This is a genomic window from Gammaproteobacteria bacterium (assembly GCA_013214945.1).
Taxonomy (GTDB): domain Bacteria; phylum Pseudomonadota; class Gammaproteobacteria; order Enterobacterales; family Psychrobiaceae; genus Psychrobium.
Genome location: JABSRT010000019.1, coordinates 1 through 23,092 on the forward strand (window position 1 = coordinate 1; position 23,092 = coordinate 23,092).

The following is a 23,092-nucleotide window of genomic DNA, read 5'->3' on the forward strand; positions in this document are numbered from 1 at the left end:
ACGAGTTTGATTCGTGTCATTGTTGAGAGGAAATCTGTTGTAGGAGGGTGCTTTAGCCCCGAGGCTTGGAATAGGTCTCTTGGCCATTTTGATAGCTTCCTCCCGGTTAAAGCCAGTCCTAGATAGGTTTGTATCTTGTAGGAGGGCGCTTCAGCCCCGAGGCTATGAAATATGTATTTAGGTTATTTGATAGGTTCCTCCCGGCTAAAGCCGGTCCTACACTCTGACATGTCCGTAACGGTTAATTATTTTTGGTGAGAGATCCCTCCGATGTATTCAAGGTTTTTTCTTATATCATGTTTTTTGTTCTTCATTAGCATTGGCCAAATCAGTGCGGAGCCCGTGAGCATTGATAAGACAGTGCTTAACGATGCTGACTTGATGATCGCTTTTGAAAGTCGTAAACCTTGGCTCGTCAATCGTAAGATTGTTAGTTCACAAACATCAACGCCTAAGTACCTTAATAACTTAATTAATTCAGAATCTCCCTATCTGCTCAGTCACTCTCTTCAGCCTGTTGATTGGATAGAGTGGCAACCAGATTTTGAAACTGATTTTCAAAGCGGTGGTAGGCTGGTCTTTATCTCTATAGGTTATTCTACCTGTCATTGGTGCCATGTGATGGCGGAAGAGAGTTTTGCGAATACAGATGTTGCAGAGATTCTTAACCAGTCTTACATCAGTATTAAAGTCGACAGAGAGCAGTGGCCGCTGGTGGATGAGCGTTTTAAATCGGCATTGGAATTATTGAAAGGTGAGGCCGGCTGGCCTCTTAATGTCATATTGATGCCAGATGGCAAGATAGTTTGGATTGACTCTTACCTTAATAAAGATAAGTTTATTAAGCTGATCCAAGGACTTGCTAAGAGATGGCAGAAGCAACCAAAAGCTATATCTAGTTTGGCGAATAGAGTAGACGCTATAGTAAATCCTGATCCACTTCCTACTTCTAATCCAGAAACAAATCCGCTTTCAAAAAGTGATTGGCGAAAGCTATTACCTGAGCAACATCAGTCAGTTTATCAAGCCTTACTCAATGAGGAACGTCTCGGTGAACCACGTTTTTTTCGAGAGATTTGGCAACTTGGTTTACTTGATGAGTATTTAAGAACAGGTAATAAAGCTTATTTAGAGGTTGTAGAAAATCAGCTTGCTGAGATCTTGTTGAGTCCTGTGTTCGATGCCATCGATGGTGGTTTTCACCGTTATACTCTTGATAGTGAATGGCAGACACCTCACTTTGAGAAGATGCTTTATAATCAAGCATTATTAATCTCTGTATTTAGCAAGGCTTATGCAGTTTTTAACAGGCCGGAGTATCGGAACGTTGTTGACGATACCTTTGTTTTTTTAGAGCAAACATTTAAAAACAAAAATGGCAGCTATTATAGTGCGATTGATGCCGATTATAATGGCCTTGAAGGTCGATATTATCTATTTTCTACTGAGGAATTATCAAAGATCTCCCCACTAGCACGACTTCAATTTAACTGGAATCAATTTGAAAGCAGCGATTTTAAATTACCTGCACTTAACAAAACGGATACACCCTCGTTAATGGCAAAAAATTCATTGCTAGCAGTTAAATCTAAGTTAAAACTTCCTTATATAGATAAAAAAATGCTCACTTCATGGAATGCATTATTAGTAAGTGCTTATTTAGACGCATATATTAGCTTTAACGATCAAAAGTATTTAAGCGCAGCCATAAAACTGGCAACAGTTTTAGAGTCAGCCCATGATGAAAATAACACACTGATCCGAGCCAGTTTTGAGGGGCGGTCATCGGGTAATGCCAAGTTGTCTGATTATGCTTATACGGCTTCAGCTATATTAAAACTGTATCGCATAACACAGCAAGCATCGCACTTATCTGCGGCACATGATTATTACGAAAAAGGTGCTGAACTTTTTGATAAAAATCATCAAGGTATATTGGCTGACATTGGTATTGATGCTGGTATTAGTATTCGATTAAACGATGGTGAGCTGATTTCACCCCATGTTGAATTGGCCAATACTGGCATCGGACTAAAAAAATTAGGTAAAAAAACAAATAACAGAGTAGCGGTACAAGTATCGGCCATTAAACAAGGCATAATGACGAATGCGAGCAATAGCTATTCGGCAAATCGATTACTATTAGAATTGAAAAATGGCAACTTTGACAAGCTACAATCCTTTGCCAATGGTAATGGTAAGGTGAGTTTTAATATTGAAGATAATAAAACTTTAATTTTCAATATTAACCTTGCCGATGACTGGCATATTAACTCTATGTCTCCTAGACAAAAAAACCTAATACCGACTCAATTAATTGCGCGACAAGGCATACTTTCCAGTATTAACTACCCAGAACCTTTACTTAAAATGATGCGATTTGATAACTCGAAATTAAGTTTATTTGAAGGAAAGTTTACAATTCAAGCTAATTTTTCAGGGCTCTCAGCTCTAGGTGAAACCATCGAGCTAAGTCTTCAAGCTTGTAACTCAAATATCTGTTTACGACCTGAAAAGTTGAAATTTTTTATCCCGGCCTCACCTCTTATTTAAATTTGAAATGTGTCAACAATTTATTAACTTGCTCTGAAAATTGCTGCTTATTTTTTTTGGTACTTTGGGTTTGAATCAATAAAAAACGTTCTTTTTGATAAGATAATACTTGATATAGCCAATATGTTTGGCCTTTATGCTCTGCGTAGGCCGTAGTTGCAAGTGCTGGGATATTATCCAGTTTAATCATCTTATTTTTAATAATTTCTACTTCGTCATACCGCTTATTGTTTTTCAAAAAGTGGTCTGCAAGCTGTTGAATATCATCAATAACGGTTTTAGTTCGCCCAGTACTTATCACAACAAAGTCTGTTTTATTTGTTTCATCTGAAGATCTTAATACAATTGAATTGGCAAAACGTTTTTTGATTTTAAAATCAGCCGTAGCTGTTAAGTTGAATGGCAAGCCTGTATATAGCCGCTTGTCTGGTTCTGTTGTCACAGATAATGTTAATAAACTTTGTTCAACTTTTTTCTTGAATTGAGTTGTCGCCCCTTCTGGGTAGCTGGCCTCCACTTTTATGCTCGATAATTTATCACCGAAAATCAGCCAACGTTTTTCAAAAAAAGTACCTGAAATATTTTCCCGTAAGGTAATTAACGTTGATAAAATATCATTAATTTTAACTTCCTGCGTATCAACCAGTTGCTGTTTGTTTTTTAGTAAATATTCTTCGGTCAAAATTGTAGTGTAGCTAGCATAAGGTATTTCTATTTCTGAAATGTTAATGCGAGAAAAATTTTCAACTTGAGAAAAACCATTATTTTCTGGAGTGATTCGAAAGTTTTCTGGCGGTATCAAGCTGACTTCCAAACCATCACTGATATAAAAAGATTGCGCTAAATTAGCTTGTGCTCTTGTCTCTGATTGACTCCAGCATCCGCTAATTAGGCTTATTACTGTAATAGCAGCAATACTTTTTATCATTGTTAATCTAAGATATTTTGGAATACAATGCATATCAAATAAAGTCTTCTTTTAAGTAAGATCATAAAGTACAAAGGATTTTTATTGTAGCAACAGGGAAGGCTAAATAATAGCAGATAAATGTCCACTGCACTGTCAACTTATCTAAGCAGGATGAATAAAGTAACGGATTAACGAACTAAGCCATATTTTTGGTGCAACTTGGTATTCCGAAAAAGTACGGTCACGGAAAACACGGTAGCTCTTGACGTGCAATAAATAGCGCCCGGGTCAAAACAAATAATTAGCCACCCCATGGCACGATAGAAAACGTTGAGCATGCTCATAAGATTTAAATTGTCTCATCTGCCGATCCTGTTCCAAGCTATATTAATGGGATAGCTCACATCCATTATTGTCATACTGTTGTGTGGCGTGTTCTAGACTAGGCATAACTTCGCGCTTTGCAGCTGAATAACTTATTAGTTTAGCTGTCACTATTTTAAATGGCTTAGCTCCCTGCCCTTTGATGAGTCATACGGACGAGAGGTTCCTTTGGTTCGTTAGTTTATCGCTCCAACCTTAGGTTGCCGTTAACCAATAGTCCTAATCGATACCTAGAATAGTTAACTGTTTGGTTCTGAAGAATTGATATATCTCACTTTTTTATGGCTAATACGAAGTCTGCTCCCGTTGCCACTGTGTATTATTGCTAAGTTTTGTGTTTAAAACTAACCAATGAGGCATTTATTGATGATAATGACGTGGAGCATCAAAAGTTGTTGAGTTTCATTTATATTTTTATGACTGTCACTAATGTGTATTCTACCTCAGCCAATAAGCCTTGAAGGTACCTTTAATGCTTGATTAAATTTTGTACGCCGTTTATTCTTGCAGTATTCACTAAACATTTATGCCTTTGGTGAATTAAAATTTGGGGACCGAGATGGACTTGCTAGAGTTAATTGGCAATACACCACTTATTGATCTGGACTTTCTTAGTCCACGCCCCAATGATGTCAAACTCTTTGCCAAGGCGGAATGGATGAACCCCGGCGGTTCAATTAAAGACCGACCCGTTAAGGCGATGTTAACTCATGCAATTGAATCGGGACAATTAAGCCAACATCAAACCATTTTAGATTCCAGTAGCGGTAATGCCGGAATTTCTTACGCCATGATCGGCGCTGCCTTAGGTTATGACGTCACCATAGTGATCCCCGGTAATGCCAGCGCTGAGCGTAAGCAACGTATGCTGGCACACGGCGCACAATTAATTGAGACAGACCCACTTGAAGGTTACGATCAAGCTCTGCGCCATGTCAAAGCACTTTACGCTAGTGACAGTGAGCGTTATTTCTGGTGCGATCAGTACAGTAATCAGTTTAATGTGTTAGCACATTACGAAACCACAGCAGTCGAACTGCTGGCACAGGTGCCTGCGCCTATTACTCATTTTGTTTGCGGTGTCGGCACCGGTGGTTCACTGACCGGAATAGCACGGCGTCTTAAACAGCATAATAACAATATTAAAATAGTTGGAGTCAGGCCTCAGATCTGGCCGGGCATTGAAGGATTAAAACCTCTGGGATCGGCCAATGATATTATTCCAGATATTTACGATGCCTCATTGGTCGATTATTGGCTCGATGTTAGCAGTGACGATGCAAAAATGATGTGTCATAAACTGGCTGCGCATGGTTATTTTGTTGGCCAGTCTGCTGGGGCTTATTTGGTGGTTTGTCAGCGTTTAATAAGTAAGCTATCACATGGTGTGGTCACGACTTTACTTTGCGATACGGGTGAACGTTACTTCAGTACAAGGTTGTGGCAGCCATGACAATTTATATCAATGATGCTATCAGAGAGAGCATGCTTAAACAGGCTAAAGCGAGTTATCCACTTGAATGCTGTGGCTTTATTGTCGGTAGCAGAGTGATGTCAGAGGATAGTTTTAACGTCAAAGGCGGCTATTTTGTCGCATGTGATAACAAAATTAAGCAGCATAGCCGGCGGCGGTTTCTGATTAACCCCGAGATATACCAGCAAGTTGAAGATGATGCACAAGAACTCGGACTGATGATCATTAGCATCGTGCATTCTCATCCGGATCATTCCGATTCTCCCTCAGAGTTTGATCGTCTGCATGCCTGGCCCGGAGTTAGTTACATTATTATTTCGGTGTGTAATGGCCGTATACACAGTTATAACTCCTGGCGACTGGCCGATGATCGCAGCAAATTCATGCCTGAAGACATTATTCGAGGAGGCTAATACGATGAACATTATAATGAAAATTCCCTCACCACTGCGACATTTTACCCAAGATGCAGCCTTGGTTGAGCTAGAAGCAATTCATGTTGGTGAGGCATTAGAACAATTATGTCTGATTTATCCTGATATTAAACCACATTTGCTCGATGAACAGGGTGAACTACGAAACTTTGTCAATATCTTCCATAACAAGGTTGATATTAGGCAGTTGCAAGGATTAGATACCTTGTTACATGAAGAAAGTGAGTTACGTATTGTTCCTGCGATTGCCGGTGGTAGTGAGCTAGCGACGTCGGATTTTTCCACCACCCTGAGTCCCGAGGAACTTAGCCGTTATAGTCGTCATATTTTATTGCCAGAAATTGGTGTTTCAGGGCAGGAACGACTCAAACAAGCAAGCGTATTAATTGTCGGAGCTGGGGGGTTAGGCTGTCCGGTCAGTCTTTATCTGGCGGCGGCTGGTGTCGGCAGATTAGGAATCATTGATGGTGATGTCGTCGACGAGTCTAACTTGCAACGGCAAATACTCTATACCGTTGCCGATATCGGCGTTGCAAAAGCTGATTGTGCTCAGGCTCGTCTAGAACAACTCAATCCTCATATTAAAATTGACAGTTATCGTGAGAACTTGACCAAGAGTAATGCACTGGAAATTATCGGCGATTATGATTTAGTCATTGACGGCACAGATAATTTCCCAACCCGCTATCTGGTTAACGATGCCTGTGTGTTACTTAACAAGCCCAATGTTTACGGCAGTATTTTTAGGTTCGATGGCCAGGCAACTGTGTTTAATTATCAGGGGGGCCCATGTTATCGCTGCCTCTATCCAGAACCGCCACCGCCGGGGCTGGTGCCATCATGTGCTGAGGGCGGAGTTTTAGGGGTTTTACCGGCGATCATTGCCTCAATTCAGGCAACTGAAGCAATTAAAATGATCACCGGCATTGGCCAATCACTGAGCCAGCGGTTACTGCTATATGATGCGTTAAAACTTGATTTTACGACCTTAGCTATTCAAAAAAGTCCTAAGTGCCCTGTCTGTGGTGAACAGCCAACGATTCGCTCCTTGGTGGATTATCAGCAACTTTGCGGACTGGCTCCGAGCAGCGAGCCAGTATTGTTTCAACAAATTAGTCCCCAACAGTTACAACAGCAACTGGCCGGTGATGACAGTGTGATTTTGATTGATGTAAGGGAGTCTTACGAACGGGCAATTTGCTGCATTGCTGGCAGCCGACATATTGTGATGGCGGATATTGAGCAGCAGCAGTCACAATTTCGTCTCGATCAGCCACTGGTCTTTCATTGTAAAATGGGCGGACGGTCGGCCAAGGTTTGTCAGCAGTTCGTTGCTAAAGGCTACACCAATATTAGTAACCTATCTGGTGGGATCCTGGCATGGGCTGACCAGATTGATCCCAGTTTGGCTAAATATTAAAGCCGGGTGTATATGCCCCCAACTACCAACATCGCGTAACATGGTGTTGATCTTGAATTCAGTTTTATCGGTATTATTGTCAGGTTAGAATCATTAATCGTTGTCGTAATAGATGTAGCGAGGTGATATGACTCGCGTTCAACAGGTTGTGACGGTGCTACCTTGAGAGAATACTTTGTTCACCTACATTGGCGATCATTTCGAACAAATAGCAGTAACCATTAAAAAAACCTAGAATTTAACACCAATACTTTCGTCAACATAACCAAGCAAATTAATGATTTTCGAAAACGACATTGAAGAATAAAAATTGCACTCTCATCATTAAATTGACCATACCAAGAGTATTCGCTATAGCTACCGACCTGACAATAATCTAGCAATGCAGACATTTAACCTGTTTGCCCCTAAACTAACCCAGCTAGAATTTGTGATAAAATCAGCATGCTGCAAGGTTTCATCGATTTCACTAACTTAATGCGGCATAAATACGCTAAAATAGGCGCTATTATTTTAGCTTTGAGTCCTTTATATTAATGACCACCATAACAACGCCAGCCAACTTTTTAGAACTTGGTATTATCCCGCCCTTGTTAGCTCGATTAACTGAACTTGAGTATCAACAGCCAACACCTATTCAAGCACAAGCTATCCCAAGCATATTAGCAGGACGTGACTTAATTGGAGGGGCTAATACTGGTTCAGGTAAAACAGCGACCTTTGCACTGCCAATATTGCAGCACCTTTTTGAGAAAAAGCAGGCAGAAGGTTCATTGAGCAGCAACACCAGTAAAGGTAACTATGTTACTGGACTTATTTTAGTACCGACACGTGAGTTGGCCAAGCAAGTAGCAGACAGCATTAAATCTTATGCGGTGCATTTTAACGGCGCGATTAAAACGATTGCTGTATTTGGTGGGGTATCAGCCAACACTCAAATGCTTGCATTACGCGGTGGCACTGACATTTTGGTTGCAACGCCAGGTCGCTTACTCGATTTAATTTCAAGTAATGCGATAAAACTCGATAAGGTTAAAACCTTAGTGCTTGATGAAGCTGATAGGATGTTAAGCCTAGGTTTTACTGATGAAATCGAGGCACTGTTAGCCTTGTTGCCAAATAAAAAACAAACGTTGTTATTTTCAGCGACCTTTCCTGAGCAAGTACAGACCTTAACCCAAGAGTTACTTAGCGATCCGGTTGAAATACAGGTGCAAAGTGCAGATGCCAGCACTTTGGTGCAGCGTGTGTTTACCGTTGATAAAGGCCAAAAAACCGCCTTGTTAGCGCATTTGATTAAACAACATCAATGGCGACAAGCACTTGTTTTCGTCAATGCAAAGAACAGCTGTAATCACTTAGCCGACAAACTCGAAAAACGTGGGATTGCCGCAGAAGTATTTCATGGCGATAAAGGCCAAGGCGCTCGTAGTCGGGTGCTTGAAGCGTTTAAAGCTGGCGAAATTGACGTATTAATTGCCACTGATATTGCTGCCCGTGGCCTCGACATCGAAAAACTACCAGTAGTGATTAACTTTGATTTACCGAGAAGTCCAGCAGACTACATGCACCGCATTGGCCGAAGTGGCCGCGCAGGTGAAGTAGGCTTGGCATTATCGCTGATTGATTATGAAGACTATCATCATTTCAAAGTCATCGAGAAGAAAAACAAGGTTCGGCTTGAGCGTGAGCAAGTACCAGGTTTTGAAGTGACAGACGTTGTAAATGAAGTTATTGCTGCCGCTGATAAACCAATGGCACGACCTGAAGGCACCGGTAAGAAAAAACGCAAAAATAAAGCGCCAGTCAATGCCGATATCTGGTTGAGAAATTCTTAAGCTAAAAAGATAAATTGACAACCATCTAAAACGAGACAACGAACTGTTGTCTCGTTTTAGATTACTGTCCCAAGACCAACGCTGGTTTAATGCCCGCGGCTTTACGCGCTGGATAAAGCGTGGCGACAAAACTAATCACCAAAGTAACGCCAATCAATAACGCCAAGTCTTGCCACTGGAATTGGCTCGGAAGAAAGTCGATGAAATAGACATCGCCTGACAAAAATTGTAAGCCAAATAAGCTTTCAATTGTCGCCATTATCGCCGCTAAATTTGTAGCGACTAGGTATCCAGAAACGCCACCAAGCAAACAACCTAACAGCGCATTTAACATGCCTTGCACGATAAATATCCGCATCACCCGCGCTTGAGTCAGCCCCATGGTTAACAAAATAGCAATTTCACTTTCTTTGTCTTGCACCGCCATCACTAAGGTCGACACGATATTAAAACTAGCAACCCCAATCACTAAAAACAACACAATATAGGTGATAAGTTTGACCATTTTAATGTCGGTATAAAGATGGCCCTGAGTACGAGTCCAATCGCTAACATAAACATGTTTATTGGCAGCCAGCGCAACTTGACGCGTGGTTAATTGTGCGCTAAAAACATCGGCGAATTTAAGCCTAATACCATCAACCCCTTGGGCGCTGCCAGTAATATTGCGCGCATCATCAAGGTTTATATAAGCCTGAGTATAATCAATCTTGCCTCCAAATTTAAACGCGCCGGCCAAAGTAAAACTAACCGACTTTGGCGTGGTTAGCCGACCATTTACTGCCGGTTGTGGTAACATCAGATGCACTTTGTCACCCAGTGCCAAGCCCAAATCTTTAATGATGCCTTGACCAAGAATAATCAAACCAGTTTGCACTCTTAATTGCGACCAAGCAGCGGGCTCAACAAATTTGCTAATGCTTGAAACTTGCGACTCTAATCCGGGATCAATGCCAATCAGTTCGACCCCTTTAAGATCGTTGCCTTGAATAATCAGCGAACTTATTTTAATAAAAGGAGCAGCACCAACCACATTATTTTGTTGCTTGGCTTGCGCCATTGTCGCGCGCCAATCACGCAACGGCGGGTTAACCGCGGTAATTTCACCATGGGGTACTACCGACAGCAATTTATTCGTTAACTCACGTTCAAAGCCGTTCATCGCCGATAAAATAATGGTTAATACTAAAATACCCACCGCAATGCCTAGCATCGCCGACATCGAGATAAAAGAGATAAAACGATTACTGCTTTTGGCCAATAAAAAGCGCAAGCCAATCAACAGTGATATAGATTTGTCCATTAACTGGCCTGCTGCTGGCTGGTTAGGTGCCCTGCTTGCAATGACACAACGCGATCCAGACAACTGGCCAATTCGCGATCATGCGTCACCACCACAAAACTTGTGCCTTGTTGCTCGCGCAGCGATTTTAACAACTCAAAAATTATTTCGGCATTTTCATGATCGAGGTTGCCGGTTGGTTCATCGGCTAAGACTAGCGAAGGGTTATTTACCAGCGCACGGGCAATCGCAATACGTTGGCGTTCACCACCGGACAACTGTGACGGCTTGTGACTAGATCTGTCCTTTAAAGCTACCTGAGCAATCATCGCTAGCGCCTGCTGTTTGGCTTTTACCCGCGATACACCAGCAATTAATAATGGCATCATCACATTTTCCAACGCGCTAAATTCGCCAAGTAAATGATGAAACTGATAAATAAAGCCGAGCTCTTGATTACGAAAACGAGCCTGCTCGCGCGCAGATAAACGGTGAATATCCTGGCCCTTAAATAAGACCTGACCAGCGCTTGGTGTGTCTAAAGTGCCCAATATATGCAACAAGGTCGACTTACCAGAACCCGAACTTCCGGTAACGGCGAGTAATTCATGGGAATTAATCGTTAAGTCAAGGGTGTCCAATACCTGTATTTGGTGGTCACCATCACGGTAATACTTGGATATACCTTGGCAAGTCAGCAAACTATTATTCATATTTTAGTGCCTCTGCAGGGTTCACTTGCCCCGCTTTAAACGATGGATATAAGGTGGCGACGAAAGTGACCGTAATGGTCGCCAGCATTAAGTAAAATATTTGCAGCGGCCGGATCAAGATTGGCAGACCGCTACTAGGAGCAACAGGATTGGCCAAGGCATTAATACCCAGCAAGGATAAAATATCATTAAGAAATATCGCGGCGCTTAAGCCTAAAACCAGCCCAATAATTGCGCCCACGACGCCATTAACAACCCCTTGAATGATAAATATATTGGCAATTCGGCGTGGTGACAAACCCAAAGTAGATAATATCGCAATCGCGGTTTGTTTTTCCGTAACCAAAATAACTAAGGCTGATACGATGTTAAACGCAGCAACTCCTATAATTAGGCTCAGCATCAGCCACATCATGTTTTTTTCCATTTGCACCGCGGCAAATAACTCCCCATAACTTTGGTGCCAACTGGTCATCGTTGCTTGATTATCACTATGTTGTGCAACCAGCGGTGCAATGCTTGCCGTGGTGGCCGTTGCAGCAAAGGCATCGGTTAAATATAACCGGACCGATTCAACTTGATCGCCCGCACGGCGCAGCAAACGTGCCGCATCCACCCGATGGATTAGCGCAACATTGGCGTCAATTTCTGAGCCTAATTCAAATAACCCAACCACAGTAAATTTACGCTGGCTCGGCATGCGGCCAAGCGGCGTATAGATACTGCGCCGCGCCGACAATACCCGCACTTTATCTCCGACAGACACCCCGAGTTGATAAGCAAGTGCCCTGCCGACGATGATGCCATATCTGCCCGCTTCAAGTGACGTAAAATGTCCTGCAATCATATTATGACTAATAACGCTGACACCCTGTTCCAACGTCGGATCAATGCCCTGCAATAATACTGCCTGTAACTTATTCGGGCCTTGGATCATCGCACCAGAGTTATTGACTGGAGTCACCGCCTGCACTTGTTCTAGCTCAGATAAAGAGTTAATCAACGGTTGCCATTGTTCGAGGTTGGCGGGGGTAGATTGCGAGATAAGGACATGAGGTACAGCTCCAAGAATCCGCTGTTTTAGCTGTTGTTCAAAGCCATTCATTACCGATAGCACCACGATCAACGCCATCACACCTAGTGCGATGCCGGCCATCGAAAATAGGGTAATAAAATTTAAAAAACGACTGCCTTGACGCGCTCTGGCATAACGCCAGGCAATAAAAAGCGACATCGATTGCAAATAACACCTCAATTGAATGGTGAGTCACAAGGGAAATCAACCTAATCTGCTTAACTAAACAGCAGTTACGGTGCTAATCTCTTGTTAGACTGTTAAAAATTGGTATATTGATTAATAATCAATATTTCGCGTGATCATAATGCGAAACAAATATTTACCCAAGCATTTTTTTCCGATGACTGGGATAACTTTAGTTTGAGTGCAGTTAACCCCTGCATTCTTGGTAATTACAGATAAGGGATCATGGTGAACAATTCAGATCAGTTCTTTTCAATCGAACACGCTTTTCAAGTTAATGCAATTCCGCTCGCACCTGGTGCACCACTGCCAACACAAGAAGCGTTCGAATTGTCGATCCCCGCTCCGTTTAAATTGGCTTCGCAAATAAGCACCATTGACAGTCAAACGCTGTCGTCAATTCGCCAGATCGGTGGCGTTGCGATAGAGCTAGCTGAGTTTCTTAATTTACAGGCAAAAAAAATCGACATGATGATGGGTTATCTCCTGACCACCCATGACGAAGAACAGTTTCGCCATCACGGCATTAAGTTTGGTGGCAGTCAATTGACTTATCTGTCACCACAACCTTTAGCCATTGAGCAATTGGTCACGCTTAAAATATTTATTTCAGAAACCAACTGCGCGGTCTATTGCATTGGACGCGTTACAGCCTGCCAAGTCAGCGACAATCAGTTTATGATTGATGTGCAATACGCCAAAATTATCGCCGACGACCAAGAGCACTTGGTGCGCACTTCTTTGCAAGTTCAATCGATTGCGCTCAAACAACGCGCCGATAAACGTAAAGAAAATAAGCAGTAACTTCATCTCCTAAACATATTTGAGTTATACTAGCGCCAATTTAGGTTGTACTGCTTGGTTCAACCGACCAATCCGTTAGTTTTTAATCAATGGTACCTACTATCTTGCTATCGAATATTCCTGCACCGAGTCAGGGTCAAATTACTCTGGGAAATTTATCCGGCTCAGCCTTGGCTTTAGCTATTATCGAACGCGCTGCCGCTTTTGATGGCTTATCGCTATTACTGTGTGCCGATACCAGTTCGGCGATAAAATTTGAAGCAGAGCTAGCTTACCTCGCACAAGATCATGCGTTTGATGTCTTGCTATTTCCTGATTGGGAGACCTTACCTTACGATAATTTCTCGCCCCATCAAGACATCATTTCGCAGCGCCTAGAAACGCTATATCGCTTACCATCGATGAACAAAGGCATTTTGATATTGCCCGTTGCAACCGCAATGGCCAAATTGCCAGCACCGAGTTTTTTGGCCGGCCATTCGTTATTATTGCAACAGGATGAAATCCGTGAACCGGACCAGCTCAAGCAACAATTAGAACAAGCGGGTTATGCTAATGTCCATCAAGTGATGGCGCATGGTGAATATAGCCAGCGTGGCTCAATTCTTGATATCTTCCCAATGGGCAGCCATCAGCCGTACCGGATAGATTATCTTGATGACAGCGTTGACAGCATTCACTTTTTTGACATTGAAACGCAACGTTCGACTGATCGGGTATCACAAATTAAAATATTGCCGGCGCATGAGTTTCCGACCAGCAAACTAGCGATTGAACAATTTAGAAGTGCGTGGCGCGACCAATTTGGCGCCAGTAATGAACCCGATTCAATTTATCAGCAAGTGACCAAGCAGATTTGGCCCGCTGGCATCGAGTATTACATTCCGCTATTTTTTAGCGACAGTCACGATATAACCGATTACCTGCCCGCACAAACTCAGCTGTTAACCCAAGGTGATATCAAGCACAACAGCGAACAATTTTGGCAAGATGTTAACCAGCGATATGAAGACCGTCGTTATGACCGAATGCGCCCAATATTACCGCCGCAACAGCTTTATTGTCGGGTCGAAGAATTCTTCGGTGGTTTAAAAAATTTAAACCGAACTCATTTTGACCATGACGAAATACGAAAAAAAGCCGGCCAGTTTAACCTTGAATGCCAGCCAATCACCGGCATTGCAATTGATCACAAAGCAGATGTGCCAACCGCGAACCTAACGGACTATTTAGCCAAGAAAAATGGCAGTAAAGTGATATTTTGTGTCGAATCTTTAGGCCGACAAGAAGCGTTGCTCGAACTGCTCAGTCAATCGCGAGATAAATTTGGTTTTGCCGACACTTACCAACAAGCACTGACCAATACCAGTGATTATGTGGTGATTGTCGCGCCGTTAGAACACAGTGTGGTGTTAACCGACGCTAATGTGCTGCTTATTTGTGAAACAGAACTGTTTGGCATTCAAATAAGTCAGCGCCGACGCCGCGAAAAAGCCCGTGCCCAGTCAAGTGAAGCGATTGTTCGCTCGCTCGCTGAATTGTCAATTGGCCAGCCTGTGGTGCATTACGATCATGGCGTAGGCCGTTATCAAGGGTTAACCTACCTTGAAAATGGTGGCATTAATGTTGAGTATGTGACGTTAGGTTATGCCAACGATGCCAAGCTTTATGTACCTGTCGCCTCGTTGCATTTAATTTCACGCTACAGTGGCGCCAGTGAAGAGTCAGCACCACTGCATTATTTAGGCAGCGAAAAGTGGCAAAAAGCAAAACGTAAAGCGGCAGAAAAAATTCGCGATGTGGCCGCCGAACTTTTAGAGGTTTATGCCCAGCGTGCTATCCGGACGGGTTATCAGTTCAAGCTCGATGTTGATCATTACAATCAGTTCGCCGCCAGTTTCCCCTTTGAAGAAACCGTCGATCAGCAAAATGCTATTTTACATGTGGTGACTGACATGCAAAAAAATACCGCGATGGACCGGTTAGTCTGTGGCGATGTTGGTTTTGGTAAAACGGAAGTGGCCATGCGCGCTGCCTTTGTCGCGGTTAATGATGGTAAACAAGTCGCGATATTGGTGCCAACCACCCTGCTTGCACAGCAACATTTTGATAATTTTACCGACAGGTTTGCCCAGCAGCCGGTTAAAGTCGCCCAGTTATCACGCTTTAGAACCGCCAAACAGCAAGCTGAAACGATGCAACAACTGGCCGATGGCCAAGTAGATATTGTGATCGGGACCCATAAATTGATTCAAGGCGATGTTAAATTTGCCGATCTCGGTTTACTCATTGTCGACGAAGAACACCGATTTGGTGTCAGACAAAAAGAAAAGATTAAGGCGATGCGCGCCAATATCGATATTTTAACCATGACCGCGACCCCCATTCCACGGACGCTAAACATGGCAATGAGTGGCATGCGCGACTTGTCTATTATCGCAACCCCGCCGTCGCGACGTTTGTCGATAAATACCTTTGTGCGTCAATATGACACCGGTATTATCAAAGAAGCAGTACGCCGCGAAATAATGCGCGGTGGTCAGGTTTATTTCCTCCATAACGAAGTCGATAAAATAGAAGATATGGCGCAAGAGCTCGAAGCGCTATTGCCGCAAGCCCGTATTGCAATTGCCCATGGACAAATGCGAGAACGCGAGCTTGAAAAAATCATGTCCGATTTCTCGCATCAACGCTACAATTTATTGCTATGTACCACCATTATTGAAACGGGCATTGATATTCCGACCGCCAATACGATTATTATTAATCGCGCTGACAAGTTTGGTTTAGCACAACTGCACCAGTTACGTGGCCGAGTTGGTCGCTCGCATCATCAGGCTTATGCTTATTTATTAACCCCAGATAAAAAACAGATGTCAAAGGATTCAGTCAAGCGCTTAGAAGCGATAGAGTCTTTAACCGATCTTGGGGCTGGTTTCGTGCTAGCAACCCATGATTTGGAAATTCGCGGTGCGGGCGAGTTATTAGGTGACGACCAAAGCGGCCAGATCCAAACGATTGGGTTTAGCCTATATATGGAAATGCTCGAAAGTGCGACTAATGCGCTAAAACAAGGCAAGCAACTGTCATTGGATAATTTATTAAATCAAGGATCAGAAGTCGATCTAAAAATCCCAGCACTGTTACCCGACGATTACATTTTTGACGTTAATACCCGACTGTCTTTGTATAAACGAGTCGCTAACTGTGGTACTCAAAAGGCCTTAGACGCCCTGCAAGTTGAGCTAATTGACCGATTCGGTTTGTTACCGTCAGCGGCTAAGAATTTATTTGCCACTGCGGCGCTAAAACAAAGGATCGGGGCATTAGGCATAAAACGCCTTGAAGCTGGGCCCCATGGTGGCCAGATTGAGTTTAGTGATAATTCTAAAGTCGAACTAACTTACTTACTATCGCTGTTGCAACAGCAACCAGCAATTTATAAACTTGACGGCGCCAGTAAGCTTAAGTTTTTAATTAAAACGGAGTCTGCAGAGGATCGACTACAACTGATCGACGCGATGCTTGACGAATTTGAACAACACCAAACGGAGAATTAATGTGCGCCTGATCCCTAGCTTATTAGCGCTATCACTATTGAGTGCACCAAGTATCGCCGCCCAACGCTGGTTCGATATCGAAGTCGTTATATTTGAACGTAACGGCGAAAGCAGTAGTGAAACTTGGCCCCATGACACCCCAACCATCGACACCAGCCGCGGAATTAATACCCAAATGGCTGCATTGGTACCGTCATTTCACCGCTGCCCAACGCTAAACCAACAGCAAATTGAACAAGTGATTGCGGACAATCAAGTCAATAACTCAAGTTTGGGACAACCAACTAAGTGTGTCTTGGCGCCACAGGCGAACCGTTCAGCGCGTAATACCGCAACAAATGAATATAGCGCGTTGCTTAAACCGTTTACATTGCCAACGCGTTTTAATTATCAGGGTCGCAACTATCAAGTGGTTGCGCCACCACTCATGCCTGCCAATGTGCCACTGCGCGTAAGTGCATCATCTTTAGCGCGCTCTGGTTCACCTCGGTTATTGCCAAAATCGTCTTTACGCTTAAACTGGTTAGTTAAACGACTAAAACGCCAGAAAAATCTTAACCCTAAATTGCACATAGGCTGGCGCCAACTGGTAAAACCACGCCATTTAGCCCAACCGTTACACCTATTTGCGGGTCAAAATTTTGCAAATCGGTTTAATCAAGATGGTTCGGCTATTGGCCCTATATCACTCAATTCCAACCTGGCAGACTCAGCTCTGCAGCAGTGGCCATTATGGGAAATTGATGGCTTGTTTAATGTCTACCTGAGCCATTATCTCTTTATTGAAATAGAGTTAAACCGCAAGATAGCGTCAACTATTACGTTAAAAATTCCGAATCCGACAGCACAAGACCCAAATTCCCCATTTGATAGTCAAGCATTGTCAGGATTAGTCAAGCCACAGTCTGGGTCTGAGCCTAATACTGAAACTGAAAGCACCAGCTTAATCAATTCACCATCGAGCAAGCAACTATTGGCTTCCCCAACTCAACTTGAATCTCAATTTCCTTGGTTAATCAACCACCCAATGATCCAACACCGCCGTGTTAAATCAACAGAGATCCATTATTTTGATCACCCAGACATGGGCATTATCGTGCAAATACGTAAGACATAATAGCTCGGTGTATGGCAATTAAGAGTGCCGCCATAGAAGGCGGTACTTAGGAAATGTCTGGAACTAATTTCCTGCCATGCTTCGCCCTACCTCCTAAATCCATTTAGTCGTGAACATAAAAAAGCCCTTGTTTAAGGGCTTTTTGTGATTTGGCTTAACTTAATAATTTTTTATTTGACCATTGCTGGCACTAATAATTGCGGGTCAACTCGTTGTCTTAACCAGTTCATGCGCCAGTCAAGGTGAGGGCCGGTGGCACGGCCGCTGCTGCCAATTTTTGCCACGGGCTGTCCTTGAGTTACCCGATCGCCCGCTTTAACTAATCCGGCGCTGAGGTGTAAAAAAGATGAAGAAACCCCCATGCCATGGTCGATAATCAAAGTGCCGCCTGAATAAAACATATCAGGAACAAATAACCGCACGATACCATCTGCCGGTGCCACTACGACAGTGCCCGTTGTTCTGGCAATATCTACCCCAAAATGCGGGCGACTAGGTTTACCGTTATAAAAACGCTGGGAACCGTAAACACCACTGATAGGACCGGTCACCGGCCAAATAAATGACTGGTTAAAATAGGTATTATCTGACCATTTACGTCTGGCAGCACCAACCTGTTTAGAATCAAGTCGCGCCCGCTTAATACTGGCACTACTTGGTTGACTAATCTTTTTTGAAATACCATTGACCCGTTGAATTTTATAATCTCGGGCTGTCAGCGTCACTGCGTAATTGTGTTGCTTACCATCGGCTGTGGTGTATTTCAATTGGTGGCTAAGCTTAGAATCACGACCAAAACCAATCACAAAAGCGCCTGAATTATGGATTTTCACCATAGCGCCATCAAGGAAAAGTTGTGAGTCAGCTAAAATATGGCCATGAATCAAAGCGCCCTGAGTCAAGGTACCTTGGAGCGCTAACGCATCAATTACCCGTTGATTATTTGTGGCTAGTGCTGTTAATGGCACTAGCATTAAGCTGGTTAAGATCTTGAATTTCATTATTTTATGAGACAGGCTGCCATGGCACCCTTATCAACTCCTTCGTAGCCGATAACTGAAATTGTATCGCCCTGATTTTCGTTGGCCAGTGTTTGTGCAATAAATTCGGTTAATTGTTCAACGGTGGTATCAAAGTCAACTACCTCACAATGGGCTTGTGGCATCACTAATTCGAAGCGGCCTTGCGGTGCTTCATAAGCTAACCAATGTAGTTGTGGCACATTACGCAGCGGTTCTAAGACTTCTGGTAAGGTAATGTCTTGCGGAGTCACAATGTCAGATTCGGTGATTAAATAAATATCTTGCCAACGCTGGGCCCAATACTCTTCAAGATCCAACGCTTTTTCGCCGTTACGTTCAATTTCAATGATAGAACGGTGACCATGAGCAATGCGTTGACAATTACCGTCATGTTTTTTAAGACCGTGACTGTAATGATAAAAAGGTCCAAACATTGGTTCTGCTGCGAGTTTTAATTCTAAGCCAACAACATTGTCAGGTAATACTTTTCTGATCGCTATAGTGAGATGGTCAATTATCGCTTGCTCGTCAATCACTGCGGTTTCAATCAGGGCAAAGGCTTCATTGGGGCAATTTAAATAAATAGGTAATTGATCAGGTCGGTCGAGAATTATTTGCGTTTTGTCATCGACTAAATTGTAAGAAATCGCATCATTGCCCGTTGGCACTAATAACTTATGATCTACTTCAAAATCGATAACCGCTTTAATTTGTTTTTTAACCAAACCAAAGTCAAGTACCATGCGTTCTTCGTTAAGACTGCCATCAAGAATAATATCGACAATCAGGCTTTCGCCCACCATGCCACGCTCAGCACATAAATAAGAATAATCAATAACGGTTAAGTTATTTACAAAAAGTTTCATAATGGTTCCTGTGGGTAGAAAAACAGTCCACCCGAAAATAAAAAGGTCGTCATTATATACCCAAACCTACAATAAATGCAGGTTTGGCCACACATAATTAGAAAAAACAATCGCGAGATAATATTAAGACGTCAGCTTAGAAATCTGACTTTAAGCGTCTGGTTAGTTGATCGCGTAAATTGGGTGGAATACCAACAATTGTCAACTTGTCATTTTCTAAATCAACAATGATCCGTTCACCCAGATGTTTTTGTTCAAAACCAATCGACACGCCGCCACCGGTACCCGCGAATTTCTTTAATTGGCGTAAAGTCGCGCGATCGCCAGGGATCTCTTCTTCTAACTCATAACCTTGCTGCTCGGTATATTGATAAAAACCTTGATCAGCACCTTCGGAGATTGTCTTTGATAATTCACGAATACCAATTTCTTCACCGCTATCGATTTTGTCTTTGCAATAATCGAATACTTTTTCGCGATATTGTTCTTTTTCACTGCGGCTTAATTCAGATGCATCACAATAATCGTCAACCGCGTTAAGCAATTTTCGATTTTGTTCTTTAGCATTAAAGCCTTCTTTACAGCCCATGAAATCAAGAAAGAAATCTGACACTTTACGACCAGCACGTCCGCGAATAAAAGAGATAAAGCGTTTTGAGTCTGGCTCGGCTTGCCACATGCTAAGATCAATGCGCGCAGCGAGTTGTAAATTGTTTAGTTCAAGATGCTGGTTGCTTAATACATCGAGGCTTTCATCTACGACAATCGAATCTTTTGGTGATATCAGCGCGACAAACAAATAGTGACTGGCCGTATGTGTGTAGTTAGCCAGCATTAAATAACCTTGTTCGGCAAAGTTATATTTCGACAATTCAGTTTGCAACAATTGGATTGCTTGTTGAGAAAATGCCACAAAATCATTGTCTTGATCTAAATAATCAGACAATGAACGAGCAAAAACACCCTGACCTTCTTCATCGTCAATAAAATAACCGTAACCTTTGCCTTGCTTACTATTGTAGATACGGTGCAACTCACTGACCAATAACTCAACATCTCGCGTAGGCGACAACACTTGGTCTCGCGCCGAAAAAGTAACATCCCCTTCAGCGGTAGTATTAATTTGATGCAATATAATATGCTTGATCGATACGCTCATTTGTTATTAGTCCAATCTAAAAATTTACTGTATTATAAGCTGGTTTTTAAAGATTGGTAACTGCGTTAGCTTAAAATAATGTCTTGGCTCGGTGTTAATGAACACTAAAAGCACTTGCAAGCACATTTAAATACCGCAATCGATCCAACTCTCATCACTTTTACTAGAGAAATAAGTTTTATGGCCGTTAAATCAAAATATTCAAATGAACAAGTCGAACAATTAATCATGCAATTGCTTACCGTACTGGACAATGAAAACGCCAAAGCCGATCTGAGCTTAATGGCATTAGGTAACGCCGCGACGACTATCATCAATACGAATGTGCCGCCTTCTCAGCGCAAACAAGTTGCAACCAGTTTTGCAAATGCACTTAGTTCATCGATTAGTGTTGACCTACACTAACCGCAACTAATTGTAACAATAACACCCTGATATTTTTCAACCACAGGGTGTTCGCTTGTTGCCCTAACAAGCTCATCATGTGATAATTTGCTGATTATTTTAATTTTTGAGTTGTTATGATAGATACTGGAAATACTTACAAAGACAGAGTGTCGCGCTTAATCGGCTGGGGCCACTGGTTTTTGGTTGCCAATATTGTCTTAGCTATCGCGATGTCGACCCGTTATATTTTTGCCAAAAATGTCGACGACACGTTCATTAGCATTGTGTACCTCATATTTACTCTCGCTGGACATTTCGCCTTACTCGGTATAGTCAGCTATATCGTCATTTTGTTCCCGCTGACGTTTTTGTTTCCATCATCCAAAGCAATGCGAGCGATTGGCGCTGTTGTTGCGACGGGGGCGATTGTTGCCTTGCTGATTGATGGCAGTGTCTATCAAAATTATCAAATTCATTTAAATTTATTGGTCTTTGATCTCGATGGCTTTAATTTAGATAGCAGTATCGGCTGGAGCAGCATTGCTTTATTTTTATTAGCCTTATTAACGGTAGAGTTAACGTTAGCCAACCTTATTTGGAAGCGCTTAGCAGTGATCCGCCAATGGAATATCGGCAATAAAGTCGCCAGCGTATTTTTTGTCGCATTCTTTATCAGCCACCTTATCCATATTTGGGCCGACGCCACTCTTTACCAGCCGGTGTTGAGCTATGATCGAACCTTCCCTTTGTCACATGGTTCAACCGCCCGTAGCTTACTCAATAAATACGGATTTAATGTTACATTGCGCCAAGAGCGGGAATTAAGTAATAGCCCAACGACTATTACCTACCCGTTGCACCCATTACAATGTCGAGCTAATGCTGCCAATAATTTATTAATCATTAATTTAGCCACAGCAAACCAGCAACTATTAACACCACAAGTTATGCCGTATTTAACCGATTTTGCTGCCAAAAGCATCGTTGCTACCCAACATATTTCAACCAGCCTAAACCCTAGGTTGGCAAAATTTAACCTCGACACTGGGTTGCCGGCGCAATATAGCCATATTTTTAATGCCAACCAGATGCCGCGTTTACTCAATCAGCAAGCACGTGCTTATGGCTTTAAACGTGAATTTATCAGTGACACAAATACCAGCATCAACCAAGCGGTAGCACAACACGATCAGACCGTAACAACTAATTTAGTCAACTTCTTGAACGACAGTTCAAGCGATGCGTTATCTGCCAGCTTTTATGCCAACATTACTTTATTTTCAAGTCAGGAGTTCGACTCACCCGCTGGTTTTATGCCAAAGGTCACGCTTGAACAACAGAGTTTATCAGCACCAGAACGGATATTAGCCCGTCAATATCTGCGCTCATTAAGCTATATTGATCAATTAGTAAAAAGCATTGTTACGCAGGTCGACTTGACCACGACAACCGTTGTTATCACTGCCAACAGGGGCATGGATTTAACCTCTCTCTATAATAGCTCTAACCAATATTCGAAAGTGAACTTGCACGTACCATTGATTATTTCTTTACCTAATACAGCAAGTGGAACCATTAATAAATTAACCTCTCACTACGATGTCCTGCCAACGTTACTTAAACATAGCTTTGGTTGTACCAACCCTGCCAGTGACTATAGTGTCGGCAATGATTTATTAAGTACTCAAACCAATGATCTTATCTATATTGGCGTGCCTGATGATTTTGCGATTTATCAAAGCCAGAAAATTGCTGAAATTAGCCGTCATGGTGATTTCAAGTTCTATAATGAGTCTTATCAACGCCTAAATGGCGTTTATTTACCTTTCCAAGCATTTATTGACTTAATGGCCAAACAGCAACGTTTCTCACGTTAAGTTTCAAGCGTCTTTATGATCTAAATTGAAT

At 42.5% G+C, this 23,092-nt stretch carries 17 protein-coding genes; 10 read left to right on the top strand and 7 right to left on the bottom strand.

Annotated elements, in window-relative coordinates; translation table 11 throughout:
- Positions 1-342 precede the first annotated feature (342 nt).
- The gene (locus HRU23_14465) at positions 343-2,553 is read left to right on the top strand and encodes a thioredoxin domain-containing protein (GenBank protein ID NRA55344.1); all 2,211 of its coding nucleotides are present in this window, start codon (positions 343-345) and stop codon (positions 2,551-2,553) included.
- Here the strand turns inward: HRU23_14465 and HRU23_14470 are convergent.
- Complete coding sequence (locus tag HRU23_14470; protein NRA55345.1) at positions 2,546-3,481, bottom strand: hypothetical protein; 936 nt, start codon at positions 3,479-3,481, stop codon at positions 2,546-2,548. The two genes, HRU23_14465 and HRU23_14470, sit on opposite strands and share 8 nt — an antisense overlap.
- A gap of 925 nt (positions 3,482-4,406) precedes the next feature.
- Here HRU23_14470 and HRU23_14475 point away from each other — a divergent pair.
- From HRU23_14475 to HRU23_14490, 4 genes are all read left to right on the top strand, one after another.
- Positions 4,407-5,300 carry a PLP-dependent cysteine synthase family protein gene (locus tag HRU23_14475; protein NRA55346.1) on the top strand — a complete coding sequence of 298 codons (894 nt, stop codon included), beginning with the start codon at positions 4,407-4,409 and terminating at the stop codon, positions 5,298-5,300.
- Entirely contained in the window at positions 5,297-5,734 is a 438-nt protein-coding gene (locus tag HRU23_14480; protein NRA55347.1) for a M67 family metallopeptidase, read from the top strand. The genes HRU23_14475 and HRU23_14480 overlap by 4 nt, the downstream gene beginning before the upstream one ends.
- 4 nt (positions 5,735-5,738) lie before the next feature.
- On the top strand, positions 5,739-7,175 hold the full coding sequence (gene moeB / locus HRU23_14485; GenBank protein ID NRA55348.1) for a molybdopterin-synthase adenylyltransferase MoeB: 1,437 nt from the start codon (positions 5,739-5,741) through the stop codon (positions 7,173-7,175).
- 536 nt (positions 7,176-7,711) lie between these two features.
- Positions 7,712-9,013 carry a DEAD/DEAH box helicase gene (locus HRU23_14490; protein ID NRA55349.1) on the top strand — a complete coding sequence of 434 codons (1,302 nt, stop codon included), beginning with the start codon at positions 7,712-7,714 and terminating at the stop codon, positions 9,011-9,013.
- Positions 9,014-9,074: 61 nt separating this feature from the next.
- Here the strand turns inward: HRU23_14490 and lolE are convergent, their stop codons facing one another.
- The 3 genes from lolE to HRU23_14505 are packed head-to-tail and all read right to left on the bottom strand — an operon-like array spanning position 9,075 to position 12,242.
- Positions 9,075-10,316: a lipoprotein-releasing ABC transporter permease subunit LolE gene (gene lolE, locus HRU23_14495; GenBank protein NRA55350.1), complete on the bottom strand. Its 1,242-nt coding sequence runs from the start codon at positions 10,314-10,316 to the stop codon at positions 9,075-9,077.
- Complete coding sequence (gene lolD / locus HRU23_14500; GenBank protein NRA55351.1) at positions 10,316-11,008, bottom strand: lipoprotein-releasing ABC transporter ATP-binding protein LolD; 693 nt, start codon at positions 11,006-11,008, stop codon at positions 10,316-10,318. The genes lolE and lolD overlap by 1 nt, the downstream gene beginning before the upstream one ends.
- Positions 11,001-12,242, bottom strand: coding sequence for a lipoprotein-releasing ABC transporter permease subunit (locus HRU23_14505; protein ID NRA55352.1), 1,242 nt, complete (start codon positions 12,240-12,242; stop codon positions 11,001-11,003). The genes lolD and HRU23_14505 overlap by 8 nt, the downstream gene beginning before the upstream one ends.
- A 255-nt stretch (positions 12,243-12,497) precedes the next feature.
- Here HRU23_14505 and HRU23_14510 point away from each other — a divergent pair, with 255 nt between their 5' ends.
- From HRU23_14510 to HRU23_14520, 3 genes are all read left to right on the top strand, one after another.
- The gene (locus HRU23_14510; GenBank protein ID NRA55353.1) at positions 12,498-13,073 is read left to right on the top strand and encodes a PilZ domain-containing protein; all 576 of its coding nucleotides are present in this window, start codon (positions 12,498-12,500) and stop codon (positions 13,071-13,073) included.
- Positions 13,074-13,162: 89 nt separating this feature from the next.
- Entirely contained in the window at positions 13,163-16,633 is a 3,471-nt protein-coding gene (gene mfd / locus HRU23_14515) for a transcription-repair coupling factor (GenBank protein NRA55354.1), read from the top strand.
- A gap of 1 nt (position 16,634) precedes the next feature.
- Positions 16,635-17,750, top strand: a complete 1,116-nt coding sequence (locus HRU23_14520; GenBank protein ID NRA55355.1) for a peptidoglycan binding protein CsiV — start codon at positions 16,635-16,637, stop codon at positions 17,748-17,750.
- A gap of 170 nt (positions 17,751-17,920) precedes the next feature.
- Here the strand turns inward: HRU23_14520 and HRU23_14525 are convergent, their stop codons facing one another.
- The 3 genes from HRU23_14525 to yejK form a co-directional block, all read right to left on the bottom strand.
- The gene (locus HRU23_14525; protein ID NRA55356.1) at positions 17,921-18,751 is read right to left on the bottom strand and encodes a M23 family metallopeptidase; all 831 of its coding nucleotides are present in this window, start codon (positions 18,749-18,751) and stop codon (positions 17,921-17,923) included.
- Positions 18,751-19,638 carry a 6-carboxytetrahydropterin synthase gene (locus HRU23_14530; protein NRA55357.1) on the bottom strand — a complete coding sequence of 296 codons (888 nt, stop codon included), beginning with the start codon at positions 19,636-19,638 and terminating at the stop codon, positions 18,751-18,753. Before HRU23_14530 ends, HRU23_14525 begins: the two co-directional genes overlap by 1 nt.
- A gap of 136 nt (positions 19,639-19,774) precedes the next feature.
- Positions 19,775-20,797 carry a nucleoid-associated protein YejK gene (yejK, locus tag HRU23_14535; GenBank protein NRA55358.1) on the bottom strand — a complete coding sequence of 341 codons (1,023 nt, stop codon included), beginning with the start codon at positions 20,795-20,797 and terminating at the stop codon, positions 19,775-19,777.
- A gap of 180 nt (positions 20,798-20,977) precedes the next feature.
- On the opposite strand from yejK, the gene HRU23_14540 reads away from it, so the two are divergent.
- Together HRU23_14540 and HRU23_14545 are read left to right on the top strand one after the other, a co-directional pair.
- Positions 20,978-21,202, top strand: a complete 225-nt coding sequence (locus tag HRU23_14540) for a DUF1414 domain-containing protein (protein NRA55359.1) — start codon at positions 20,978-20,980, stop codon at positions 21,200-21,202.
- Between the two features lie 116 nt (positions 21,203-21,318).
- On the top strand, positions 21,319-23,061 hold the full coding sequence (locus tag HRU23_14545; GenBank protein ID NRA55360.1) for a DUF3413 domain-containing protein: 1,743 nt from the start codon (positions 21,319-21,321) through the stop codon (positions 23,059-23,061).
- Positions 23,062-23,092: the final 31 nt, after the last annotated feature.